This is a genomic window from Bartonella sp. ML69XJBT (genome assembly GCF_028618515.1).
Lineage (GTDB): Bacteria > Pseudomonadota > Alphaproteobacteria > Rhizobiales > Rhizobiaceae > Bartonella.
Map to the genome: position 1 here is coordinate 1 of NZ_JAQITB010000037.1, position 12,271 is coordinate 12,271.

The window sequence follows — 12,271 nt, forward strand, 5'->3', positions numbered from 1 at the left end:
CCGCTTTTGACATGCAAGGGAATGGTTTTGATTGATTCAAGATAGAGAGATTTGAAATGAGAGAATCTTAGGTTATTCGGGGTTCTAATTCAATATGAATAACGCTAAATTATCATTATAAATCAATATCTTGTGTCGGTTATTCAAAGCGAAATCGATGACATCACGGATGAGTATATTGGTCAAATCCAAGAAAGTATTTTTGCTGCCATTCGTTTTTGTGAGAGGGAAAGTTTTTACTTTAACGAAAGCCGTGATGTGGTGTTTACAACGCAGGCAGGGAAGGGTGTCTATGATGCAACTGATACCCGCCATATCGAAACAGCTGTAAAAATCAAAAGTGTGTTTCTGTTTTCCGATCAACATCACAAGATTGAATTGCAGCACAGAAGTCCTTTTTCTTTAGAGCCTTCATTGTCTTCAGACCAGCAGGGAACGCCGGTTTATTACAGTTACTTTGATAGAAAATTGCATCTTTATCCCACACCGGATAGAGTTTATCAGGTTCAACTCATTCTCTCACCAGTGCGTTTGGAAGAGCTTGAGAACGCCAATCAGGAACACCCATGGTTTGTGCATGGGTTTGATCTGATTAAAGCCCGTGCAAAATATGAATTGTACAAGAATATCCTCAAAGAGCCCGATTGTGCAGCAGCAGCTTATAATGACTTTAACGAGCAGTTGCATGCCTTGCGTGCAGAGACGTCTCAACGGCATAATGTAAGCAGAATAATACCAACGGATTTCTAAGATGGTTTTCTTTCCGATAGCTGATTATCGACCAGATGTTGCGGTTGTTAACAGCAGCTTTACGGATACCCTTGTGAATGTTTTACCAGCGGATGGTTGTTATATACCGATGCCTAGTGCAAGGGTTATTTCTGCGCCTTTAGAAGAGAAGCCTTTGGGTTGTATAGCTTTTAGAAGTGGCAATGGTGTTAAGATCATCGTGGGAGGGAAGCAAAAGCTTTATAGTTATGACAGTCAAACGCGTGGTTGGAAAGACATAAGCCAAAGTGGTGTGACCTATCAAGCCAATGAGGATAATAAATGGTCGTTTGCTCTTTTTAAAGATATGATCATTGCAGTGAATAAAAATGACAAACCGCAAGTTTTAAAGGCGGGTGGATCACAACGTTTTGAGGATTTAGGAGGCAATCCGCCCAGAGCAGGTTTGGTCAAAGTTTGGGGACCTTTTGTTTGTTTGATGCAATTGACTGATAACCCCAATCGTATCCATTGGTCAGGTTTGAATAATGCAAATTTCTGGGAAATAGGTCAAAAAAAATGTGATCATATAGATTTTCCGGATGGAGAATATGTGCAAGGTGCAACAGAATCTACCAATCCACTCGTTTTCCTTCGTTCTGCTATTTATGCTGGTTTATTTATTCCGGGGGCTGAACTTGCATATAGTGTCCAAAAGATACAAGACAAGCGAGGAGCACGAAGTGCAGGCTCTATCGCTTGCCATGGCAGTGATGCTTTTTTTGCCAGTGATGGCGGCTTTTATCAAATGAGTGGTGATGGTCAGATTTTACCGATAGGTTTTGAAAAGGTTGATCGAACAGTATTTTCGACCTTTGATAAGCTTGCTCTTGATGGCATGCAAGGTGTGATAGACCCTATCCATAATCGTGTTTACTGGTCTTTGAAGGGTGGCAATAACAAGCAAACGACCTTTGTTTATGATTGGGGCTTGCAGAAATGGTCAACGATACAGGGTGAGCCTTTCACATTGTTTGCGGTTTTTACCACAGGCTATACCTTAGAACAGTTGGATGAGATTTCGACCAGTCTTGAGGGGTTACAGGTTTCGCTTGATAGTGCAATTTGGCAAAGTGGCGCGCCAATGCTTGGTGGGTTTGATGGTCATAACCGTCTTGTTGTGTTTACAGGAGCCCCTATGGAGGCAACCCTTGTTTCGCAAGAGATGGGAGCACCCGATGGCAGTTTTAGTTTTATCACCAAAATGTTTGCAGAAGTGGATACTCTGGAAGGTCTTTTAAGCATAGGAGAAAGACGCTTTCGCAACGACAAGACGCCGATCGCATGGCATAAGGAGAGGGTATGTTCCTTTGTCACGGGCGCCTATCATGGACGCTCACGCAATCGTTATCACCGCTTTAAATTGCGTATTCCAGAAGGGGAGTCTTGGAAGCATATTACGGGATTTGAGGTTGATTTACGCCCTTTAGGCAGAGGATAATGGCAAAAGTCTATTTGACCAGTTCTTGGGATAGGGAGCGCATAGCCCCTTATTTGGAAGAGATCATTGCCTCCTTTAGTGAGTATGTGGAGCGTTTCAAACATGAAATTACGTTGCAAGAACTCATTGAAGCCATTTGTAGTGGCAAGAAACAGTTATGGCTTATTTTGGATGATGAAGATCAGTTTTTAGCGGCAGTTACAACACAGCTTCAATATACGGCATTAGGCAAGAAACGCGCGCTGATTTGTGAATGTAGTGGCAAGGGCGTTCTTGATTTGGTTGAGAATCTGCAATTTGCAGAGGATTGGGCGCGTGAGAATGGTGCCTTTGAAATAGAGATTTTAGGTCGCTTAGGTTGGAAGCGTGCATTGGAGAAGCAAGGTTACGGCATAGATATGCTTTATTATAGGAAGGAATTAGGAAATGGGGAGCAAGAGTCCAGCAACAACAGAACAGAGGCAGGTGCAGACAAGCGCTCCGCCTTCTTGGATGCAGAATGTTTTTAAGCGTGGTGGTGCGGATGCCTATCAAATGTATAATACAGGGATGGGTGGTAATGTGTATGGGGGTCCACGTGTAGCTCCTTTAAGCACGCCAACCTATCAAGCCATTGGGGGGCTTGGAAGTGTTCCACATCAGTACCAAAGTTATATGAATTACTTGATGAATACGCCTATGCAGGCAGAAAGAAATATAGGTGAATTGGCTTCTAGTTATAAAGGGGGATATGATCAAGATTTTGAAGATGTCCTTCAAAAGTCTAAGGAAGATGTAGCAGATACGATTAACAGCTATTTTGCAGGTTCTGGTGGTTATGGATCTGGTGCACATACGAAAGTGTTGACGCGTGAACTTGATGCATTGTCTAAAAGTGCTAGGATTAATCATTATCGTCAGAATAAGCAGGATATGCTACAAGCGAATGCCTTACTAGGTGACTTGAATAAATATCGATTAGGCATGGTAGGCAACCTATTCCCCGCTTACAACAGTGCCTATTCCAATATGTTGCAGGGTTTATCAGTTCTTAATGACTATAATCAACGGCTTGTTGACGCCAACCGCGAACGTTGGCTGGAGCAAGACAATAGCGGTTGGAATAGATTGAACATGTTGATGAACGCCGGTCATGGCTTTGCAGGTAATTATGGCACGACGACGAATAATAACACCGCTTCAGTGATGGCAGGCAACAACCCTTGGCAGAATGTAGGGACTATAGGTTCTTTAGCGCTTCAAACAGCGCCAATGGCTTTTGGTTACATGGCAGGTGGTCCAGCGGGTGCAGCTCTTGCAGGGGGAGCATATGGATTCCACGACTTGGTAAAGCAACAGTTAGGACTGAAATAATTAAACAAGAGTTTTGTAGGAGGGCGTTATGGCATTTCCATTATTAGGCTTATTAGCTGGAGCAGGAACTGGGGCGGCATTGCGATATGGACCTCATATTTTGAGATATCTTTATCCTCGTGTGGCGCCCAAAGCGGTTACAGGAGCGCAAAGATTGGGACAATTACTCAAAAATAACTACAAAGCCGCTGCGGTAGGTGGTGCGACAGGTTTCATTGGAGATATGATGTTGCCAGAGGAAGCACGTGCACCAACTGGACCAAAGTTACCGAATATACCGCAACCACAAGAACCATTACCCCCTAATATGGGTTCTGGAGCGGAAATGCCTCTTGGTGTAGGTAATCATTCCCCTATGCCAAATGTACAGGCATTTGAAGCACAAGATCTTAAACCTCATATTAATGAACCAATGCAAGCTAGACCAGTGGATACAGCGGCTCAAACACCACCTCCAGCACCGACAGATTTAGAGAAGTTTTTACAGTCTAATACTTATAAGTTTTTCCAATCGGATGCTTATAAGAAGCTTCAAGATCTTTTTGCAGGTATGGCAGCAGCCCCCTCTGGTGGTTCTGGATGGGATGCGCTTGCAAGTGGCGTTAAACAGCTTCATGCAGGGGATAAACAAAGAGGACAAGTTAATCAAACAGTCGAGTATCTAAAATCAAAAGGCTACAGCGAAGAAGAAGCGCGGGTTATGGCAAGTAATCCTCAAATGCTTAGTGCATTGTTAACAGGTAGTGATACTCCTAAGTTACTTGCGGGGCATGAATGGTATACCAATCCACAGACAGGTAACCGTGGACAGAGACCGATGGAAGGGACTCTACAGGCATTGGAGTATAATCAGAAGCTACAAGCACAGAAAGAATGGGAGGATAAAAAGCAAAAAAATATTATTGTTACAAAACATCAGATGAATGCTGGGATAGATGCTATTCGTGATTCGATTGAACTCATTCACAAACATAAGATTAACGGCTTTAAGGCATGGGCGACACGTGGAATTGGAGGAACCCCTGCGAATGAATTAGAAAAATTATTTGATACGATTAAAGGTGGAGCTCTAAAGACGGTATTTGAAAGCTTAAAATCAATGAATCCTAACGGACATATGAGTGTTGGTCCTATATCAGATTTCGAAAGTCGGACGATGGTAGCAACTTTTGGTTCTTTAGATTCTGCGCGTAATACAAAGGGACTACTGAAAACTTTAGAGAATCTTGAAATAACATTTAATGCTTTAAAGAAGCTTGATAAAACTGATTTGCATAATTGGATGACGGGGAAAATAACACCTCAAGAAATCTCTGCTAAATATTCTACTAATTCGCAAGACACTATGGAATTTGTGAAGGTGTCCAGTCCAAAAGAGAGTGCTAAATTTGAGATAGGAACACAAATTCAAGATGCAGATGGTTATATTAGAATAAAGAGATACTAAAGATGTTTACTCATAAAAATGCTAACATGGATGAACATCATATTTGGAATGATGATCAGTACCCTATTATTGGACACATATCAGATTATAAAAAACGCTCTTCAAATAGTCATATTTGGAATGATGATCAATATCCTATTATTGGACATATATCAGATTATAACAACCATTCTAATGAAGAAGCACAGCCTCCGGAAATCACACAAGGCGAAGCGTTTTGGAACTCTTTAAAACATGGATTGAGTTTTAATTTAGATGATGAAATTGCAGGGATTACAGCAGCAGGACGTAAATCTGATGATCAGTGGGCAATAAAGGCTTTTTGGGATGGGCTTATCGACTATTGGAGTGGAGATAAGCAAACCAGAGAGAAATATGAGAAAGAAGCCAATAAAATACGTGATTATCAACGTAGAGTAAGTGATGAACATTATTGGACGTCTTTAGGTGGAAATCTTTTAGGGTCAATAATCCCTTCACTTGCAACTTTAGGGTCGGGAGCAGTTGCATCAGGAGCTCGTTTTTTAGCGCCTAACCTTGTAAAGAGTCTTACAGAGTCTAGCTTAGGTCAAGGTCTTTTGAAAGCAGGTTCTGTAGGAAAAGTAGCAAGCCCGTTTTTAGGGATTACGAATAAAACAACGTTACCTCATTTGCTTAAAGTTGGAGCGGCATCTGGTGCATTACATGGGGCGGGAGAGGGCGAAGGATTAGGAAATACATTTACCAGTACATTAGCTGGTGCTGGTTTAGGAGCGGGAGGGACATTGGTTGGAAGTGCTTTAGGTCATTTGGCTGGTTCTGCTGTAGGTGGAATAGGAAGACTTTTTTCTCCTTCTCATAAGCAAGGAGTTGAAAAAGCAACATTAAGAGCAATCAGTAAACATTTAGGCAGTGAGTCCTCTGAAGCTCTTGGGAAATCTTTTGGCAGTAAAGCCGTTGATACTGATTATGTAGTTGATCATAGTCCTTTTTTACAAGATCTTGTTTTTGATATAGCCCGAAGGAACCAAGGGGCTTATCTTGATTTGACCAAAAGAGCAGAGGCAAGAGCATTGGGAGGAGGAGAGCGTATTCATCAAGCAGCTGATAAATACTTTGTTCCTCGTCAAAATGTTGTAGGTTTAAAAGGTGATCTTATTGCGAGTAGAGAGGCAGCAGCCCATGATCTTTACGAAATCGCCAAGAAGACCCCGATAGGGAAACACTATTATGGCGCCCTTAATGAATTAATGAAACGCCCTTATTTCAGACAAGCTTATAGAGAGGGGCTACAAGAGTTCACGAGTAAAGGGATAGAAGTTGGTCCATTTTCTTCTGCAAAATTTGATCTCCTTACAGAAAAACCCAACATGGGTGTCCTCCATGAAACGAAGGTTAAACTTGGTATTATGAAAGATGCAGCTGAAAAGATGGGAGATAATAGTAAAGTTCATACCTTAGTTGATATCCAGAAAAAATTGTTAGAGATTATGGATGCTGTATCGTCTGAATATAAGAAGGCACGTGGATTGTTTCATCAATATAGTTCTCATGTAGATGCTATGGATGAAGGTTCCAAAATCCTTAGCAAGGCGCTTAATAAGGATGAATTCAGTAAAATTTTTGATGAACTACCAAAGGCACAACAAGAATATTTTAAAAAGGGCTCAAGGGCAGAACTTTTAGAGGGTATGGGGCAAACAGGAGATAAAGTCTCTAAGGCAAAGGAGATTTTTGGTACGGATGATCTGTATGATAGGTTTGCAAAGGTTTATGGAGCAGATCAAGCTTCTGCTGTTAAGAATGTTGTCCAGAGAGAAGCCAATTACGCAGATTTTTACAACAGAATACCAAATCGTATAGCAAATGAAGATAGATCTTTTACGCATCATGTCAATGTTCCAACGGGGACACGTGATGCAGCTATACAAGCAGGGAAAGCAGCGTTTAAAGCTTCTTGGATACCTTTAAAAGAAGCAGCGTTTAGAGAGCGTCAACGGATTGAAAAGGATGTCGTCAAGTTATTGACAGGTGGGACAAAGATTTCGAATGAGAAAATTGTAGAGCTCATTCAAGATATGGTGAAAGCGCGAGAGAAGGGATATGCCACGAAAGAATGGGTGAAAAAACTATCTGCTGCTCTATTTGGGGGTGGAGGGAAAGCCTCAATAGAGAACTTGAATGTATTGAGTGCGTTTGAGTAAGGGGAGCATTAAATTATGACCCGTTATAGCCCTTCAGTTGATCAAGCGATACGTCAAGCAGCGGTGCGTTATGGCTTGCCGGAAAGCTATTTATACCGTGTTGCCCAAGTTGAGAGTGGTGGCAATCCCAATGCAAGGAATCCACGTTCTTCTGCTGGTGGTCTGTATCAGTTTATAGACAGCACAGCCAAACAATATGGCTTACAAGACCGCTTTGACCCCATACAAGCAGCCGATGCCATGGGTAGGTTCACACGGGATAATCGTAACCATTTAAGCCGTGTTTTGGGGAGAGCACCAACAGAGGCAGAATTGTATTTAGCCCATCAACAGGGAGCAGGAGGAGCCGCGCGTCTTTTGCAAAATCCCCATGCCAATGCGGCACAAATTGTTGGCAGCAATGCGGTTGGTTTGAATGCAGGCAATAACGCAATGCGTGCTGGTGATTTTGCCAACCGTGTGTTTCAGATGTATGGGGGGCAGCAACCTTATAGAGCAAGTTCTGTAGCACAGAGAGGCTTTGGCAAGAGAGCGAACTTGCTAGAGGTTTTAAGGGCGTTATTAGCTTCACAGGAAGAACCTTTAGAAGAAGAAGAGAGCGCCGACGATAATCCAGTTATGACGCAATTGATGCGGGTGTTTTACGGAATTTAGGAAACAAGAGTTATGTCAACGATATATGATTGGTCGCTGAGAGCGTCTGATAACACACGCGCTGATGATTTGATAGATTGGTCAGAGGGACAATTGCCAAGTACAATCAATAATAGCGCACGCGGTATGATGCAAAGGGTAAGAGAGTATCTTTCGGATACGGGTGGAACCCTTGAAGGGGTTGTGCGTGTTGATAATGAGCAGCAAACGAGTGCGATCACGCTTCAAACCAAATCGCTCTTTTCAGAATACAAAAATGATATTGTTATAGGTTTTAAAGCAAATGGCAAGAATGTTGGAGCGACAACCGTTTCCTTGAATAATTTACCCGCCAAGCCCGTTTATAAGGCGACAGAGTTAGGAGCTATTCCTTTATTGGGAGGAGAAATCCAACAGGGTTGCATTTACAGTTTAGCCTATGATGAATCGCTTGCAGGTTGGCATTTGCTTAATCCAACCCCTGTATTATCTCCCACGGGCTTGGCAAATGCTCTTTATCCAGCAGGCTTTATAGGGACGTTTGCGATGCAAGCAATCCCTAATGGTTGGTTATTGTGTGATGGGAGTGCTTATTCACGAAGTTATTATAGCGATCTTTTTGCGGCGATAGGAACCACATGGGGGAGTGGCGATGGCTATCGGACCTTCAATATACCCGATTTGCGCGGCATGTTTTTACGTGGTTTTGATGATGGACGTAATATTGATACAGGACGGAGCTTTGCGAGTGTCCAGCAGGATTTGATTCAATCCCATCAACATGAAGGACATAGGATATCGGTATCCCAGCCGAATAATGAGGATGAGCGTTATTGGCATGGGAATGCAACAGTTTTATGGGGTCATGTTCTTGATGAGGATGAAAAATCGAGAGTTGCAACAGTTTCTAGGATAAGAGAAGAAAATATTCGCACCTATGATATTCTTGCGGTTCCTATGGGACACCCCCATAGCCAAGATCTTATGGCATCAAGGGATAGTGAGAGCGAAACGCGTCCCATTAATGTATCGGTAGTTTTTGCGATAAAGACTTGAGGGGGATATGTTAGATATTTATGATTGGTCTTTAACGGCGTCAGAAAACGCTGGTGCGGATAATATGATTAACTGGTCAGAAGGGCAAGCGCCCCATACAGTTAATGATAGTGCACGTGCGATGATGCAGCGTGTGAGGGAATATTTATCGTGTAGTGGAGGAGGGTTTGATGGCGTTGTTCAGGTTAATGATTTAACGCAAAGTAGCAGGATTGTTTTCGAGAATTCTGTATTTTCTGGATATCAAGATGGCTTTGTTTTGCGTTTTAGGGCGGTTGGTTGGAATTTTGGCAGAACGACGGTTTATCGAGAGGGTCTGCCTACCAAGCCGATTTATCAGGCAACAGAAAACGGCTTATCGTCTCTTGTAGGGGGAGAGATAGCCCATGGCTGTCTGTATAGTTTGGTTTATGACGCCTCCCTTTCGGGGTGGCATTTACTCAATCCTACGATAAGAAAATCTTTATACTTAAGAGGCTTACCTACGGGCTTTATAGGTTGCTTTGCGATGGAAAGGTTGCCTTCTGGTTGGTTGTTGTGTGATGGTCGTTCCTATTCACGGGATAAGTATCGTGATTTGTTTGCAACCATAGGGACGCTCTGGGGGCATGGTGGAGATGATACAACGTTTAATGTCCCCGATTTGCGCGGCATGTTTTTGCGTGGTTTTGATTATTTAGGTTCTGTTGATAGAGGGCGTGATTTTGGGAGTGTGCAACAGAGTTCCTTGAGAGATCATGAACATATTTTTCCTTTTTCTTCAGAAAGCAATTCAAGGACGAGTCGTGCTGTTTCTTCTGGTCGTTTGAGAAACAAAAGGAGTGTTGTTGTAGAGGTAGAAACGGATTTCCCTAGAGAAGATGATGTTAGTGAAACGAAAGACACGTTACAGGATAGAAAGGGTCGTAGGCCATGTTTTGCACCTCATCTGTGGGGAGAAGATAATCTTGATTGTTTTGGAGGAGGTCAAGATGCATTGCCTTCTCGTCGTCCTAGTTTGCTTAATGAGGAATGTTTGGGTTTAACAGGAGATGCATTGAAGGAGTGTAGCAGGGAATTTGACCGTGTCACATCTCCACCACCACCAGAAGAGCTTGCGCCTCAGATTGGCAAGGTATATAGCTCGCATCCTTTTTTCTTAAAACATGAACGGTTTCATGTCTCTGAAATCCTTAATCAATCAGGAGAAGATTTAGGTGAACATGATCATACCATCATGATGGATAGTTTTGGTGGCGTTGAAAGCCGCCCGATAAATGTGAGTGTTGTTTATGGGATAAAGACCTAAGGAGGAGAATGCATGTTATCGAAACCCTTTTCGATATCAGAGATTAGCGACCCGTCCCAAGTACGGGTTGTTTTGTATTCAGGGGATCATTTTGTGCATGCCCCGCTTAATAGGATTGTTGATTTGTTGAAAGATGCTTTGAAGTCAGAATTTGAAGGCAGGCTGCAAGGATTAGAAGAGCGGTTAAGAGCATTAAGTGTCGAGTTAGAAGAGCTGAAAGAGTGTTCATTATAAGTATTGGTTTGAAGAGATATAAGGAAGAAAGAGATGGGGATACCAAATCATACGCATGAATATCAGATACCGGTAGCGACGAAAGAAGAGATCATAGAGGGTGTATCACAAGATACGGTTGTTGTTCCCAATTTACTAGGAACAGCCAGTCTTTATAGTTATGAAGTTTTTGCGACGGCGGAACAGGGTGTGCAGGCACAGCAGGCATCAGAACGCGCGCTAGGATTAGCAACGACAGCCAAGCAGATAGCGGATGCGGCGAAAAGAGCGGCGGAGGATGCAAAAGAGTTATCGGATGGAGCAGCGGTCACGGTTGGAGAAGCTTTGACGAGTGCCACTAGAGCGGTGACACTCGCCAATGAATCGAAGACAGTTGCAGATGAGGCATTGAGAGAGGTACGAGAAGCGCAAAGCAAAGCGGATGGTGCGGTAAGCAAATCGGAAAATGCGCATGAGACAGCCTCCAGAGCGATGAGTGAATCTGGAGCAGCTACAAGAGCAGCTGAAGGCGCGAAGAGAGCGTCAGAAGAAGCACAACAAGATGCTAGAGAAGCCAAGCAATCGAGTGAACAAGCAATAGGTAGAGCCAATGAAGCGAAAACGTTAGCAGAACAAGCTGCTACGAATGCTAATACAGCCAAGAATACAGCCGATGATGTGAAAACAAGCATTGAACAAGCAGAACAAGGACTAAGAGAAGTTAAGCAAGAGCTGTTGACGGCTTCAAAGATGGCAAAAGAAGCAGAACAGACGGCAACCGAGACGACACAAGTAGCACTAAAAGCGACAACATTTGCAGAAGCAGCCAAGCAGACAGCAGAGGAAGCTAAGGTTTTAGCGGAAGAAGCAAAGGGAATAGCAGAGGGGGCGTCCACCACAGCCAATAATGCCAAGGGCGTTAGTGAAACAGCGCTGACAGCAGCCAATCGAGCAGATCAGAAGGTTACAGAGGTAAGAGAAGAAGTTTCACAAGCGGTTACGAGTGCAAGGGAAGCAAAGGACGGGGTCACAGCAGTGACAACTTCAGTGAATGAGGTAAGAGAGAGAGCAGCAGAAGCCAAGGGATTAGCAGAAGAGGCAAAAGGTTTAGCGGAAAAAGCGAGTACAGATGTAACGTCAAGCACTGCAGTAGCAACTCAAGCACAAAAGACAGCAGAACAAGCATTAACAGAGGTCACAAGCGTTAAGGCAAGTGTCTCTAGAGCAGAGACGACGTCAGGAGAAGCGAAGAGTGCATCAAGCGAAGCCAAACAAGTTGCAGAAACGGCAAGAGTTAAGGCATCAGAGGCGCAAGACAATGCAACAGAAGCGATAAAGATAGCCAATGAAGCGAAGGTAGCGGCAGAGCAATCGGTGCGTTTAGACGGTGAAGCTCTACGAGGCGGAGAAGCGATTAAGATCTTGGCGGAAGATGCGAAGAGCAAAGCGGAAACTGCACAGAGTGTTGTGCAAGAAGTAAAAGAGACGGCATCACAGGCGTTGAACGTAGCCAATGGAGCGAAGGCAGTATCAGAAACAGCGGTAAACACGGCGACAGAGGCAAAGGGGCTAGCAGAGGGAGCCTCTACGACAGCCAATGAAGCCAAGAATGCAAGTGAAGCAGCGACAGCAACAGCGCGTAATGCGAAAGAAAGTGTTGAGAGAGCCATTTCAGAGGCATCAGATGCGAAGAACAAAGCAGAAGAAGCGAAACAATTAGCATCAGAAGCAAAAGATGCGTCTTCAAATGCTCTCACGGCTTCTACAGAAGCGAAGGATCAATCTTCACAGGCGATCACCTTAGTTAATGAAGCAAAAGGTGTTAGTGAAGAAGCCAAGAGTTTATCGGAAAAAGCGAGAGCAACCTCTACAGAGGCACAAAGGGTAGC

General features: G+C 43.5%; 9 protein-coding genes and 2 pseudogenes. All 11 read left to right on the forward strand.

The window, feature by feature from the left end; translation table 11 throughout:
- Positions 1 to 132 precede the first annotated feature (132 nt).
- On the forward strand, positions 133 to 750 hold the full coding sequence (locus PVV68_RS08375) for a hypothetical protein (protein WP_273721750.1): 618 nt from the start codon (positions 133 to 135) through the stop codon (positions 748 to 750).
- A 1-nt stretch (position 751) separates the two neighbouring features.
- Complete coding sequence (locus PVV68_RS08380) at positions 752 to 2,209, forward strand: hypothetical protein (protein ID WP_273721748.1); 1,458 nt, start codon at positions 752 to 754, stop codon at positions 2,207 to 2,209.
- Positions 2,209 to 2,631 (forward strand): annotated as a pseudogene (locus tag PVV68_RS08385) (hypothetical protein); the annotation flags it as partial. The gene PVV68_RS08380 and the pseudogene PVV68_RS08385, both read left to right, overlap by 1 nt.
- 4 nt (positions 2,632 to 2,635) lie before the next feature.
- On the forward strand, positions 2,636 to 3,562 hold the full coding sequence (locus PVV68_RS08390; protein WP_273721745.1) for a hypothetical protein: 927 nt from the start codon (positions 2,636 to 2,638) through the stop codon (positions 3,560 to 3,562).
- Positions 3,563 to 3,590: 28 nt separating this feature from the next.
- Complete coding sequence (locus PVV68_RS08395; protein ID WP_273721743.1) at positions 3,591 to 5,009, forward strand: hypothetical protein; 1,419 nt, start codon at positions 3,591 to 3,593, stop codon at positions 5,007 to 5,009.
- A gap of 2 nt (positions 5,010 to 5,011) precedes the next feature.
- Entirely contained in the window at positions 5,012 to 7,192 is a 2,181-nt protein-coding gene (locus tag PVV68_RS08400) for a hypothetical protein (protein ID WP_273721742.1), read from the forward strand.
- A gap of 15 nt (positions 7,193 to 7,207) precedes the next feature.
- Positions 7,208 to 7,846 carry a transglycosylase SLT domain-containing protein gene (locus PVV68_RS08405; protein ID WP_273721741.1) on the forward strand — a complete coding sequence of 213 codons (639 nt, stop codon included), beginning with the start codon at positions 7,208 to 7,210 and terminating at the stop codon, positions 7,844 to 7,846.
- Positions 7,847 to 7,858: 12 nt separating this feature from the next.
- Positions 7,859 to 8,881: a phage tail protein gene (locus tag PVV68_RS08410; RefSeq protein ID WP_273782878.1), complete on the forward strand. Its 1,023-nt coding sequence runs from the start codon at positions 7,859 to 7,861 to the stop codon at positions 8,879 to 8,881.
- 7 nt (positions 8,882 to 8,888) lie between these two features.
- Positions 8,889 to 10,169, forward strand: a complete 1,281-nt coding sequence (locus PVV68_RS08415) for a phage tail protein (protein ID WP_273782879.1) — start codon at positions 8,889 to 8,891, stop codon at positions 10,167 to 10,169.
- A 12-nt stretch (positions 10,170 to 10,181) separates the two neighbouring features.
- Complete coding sequence (locus tag PVV68_RS08420; protein ID WP_273721859.1) at positions 10,182 to 10,403, forward strand: hypothetical protein; 222 nt, start codon at positions 10,182 to 10,184, stop codon at positions 10,401 to 10,403.
- 33 nt (positions 10,404 to 10,436) lie between these two features.
- Positions 10,437 to 12,271, forward strand: a pseudogene (locus tag PVV68_RS08425) (hypothetical protein); the annotation flags it as partial.

What these genes read in the sequence shown, in the direction of transcription:
- PVV68_RS08405 (WP_273721741.1), top strand. Translation starts at nt 7,208, where the DNA reads ATGACCCGTTATAGCCCTTCAGTTGATCAAGCGATACGTCAAGCAGCG.
- PVV68_RS08410 (WP_273782878.1), top strand. Translation starts at nt 7,859, where the DNA reads ATGTCAACGATATATGATTGGTCGCTGAGAGCGTCTGATAACACACGC.
- PVV68_RS08400 (WP_273721742.1), top strand. Translation starts at nt 5,012, where the DNA reads ATGTTTACTCATAAAAATGCTAACATGGATGAACATCATATTTGGAAT.
- PVV68_RS08380 (WP_273721748.1), top strand. Translation starts at nt 752, where the DNA reads ATGGTTTTCTTTCCGATAGCTGATTATCGACCAGATGTTGCGGTTGTT.
- PVV68_RS08420 (WP_273721859.1), top strand. Translation starts at nt 10,182, where the DNA reads ATGTTATCGAAACCCTTTTCGATATCAGAGATTAGCGACCCGTCCCAA.
- PVV68_RS08415 (WP_273782879.1), top strand. Translation starts at nt 8,889, where the DNA reads ATGTTAGATATTTATGATTGGTCTTTAACGGCGTCAGAAAACGCTGGT.
- PVV68_RS08395 (WP_273721743.1), top strand. Translation starts at nt 3,591, where the DNA reads ATGGCATTTCCATTATTAGGCTTATTAGCTGGAGCAGGAACTGGGGCG.
- PVV68_RS08390 (WP_273721745.1), top strand. Translation starts at nt 2,636, where the DNA reads ATGGGGAGCAAGAGTCCAGCAACAACAGAACAGAGGCAGGTGCAGACA.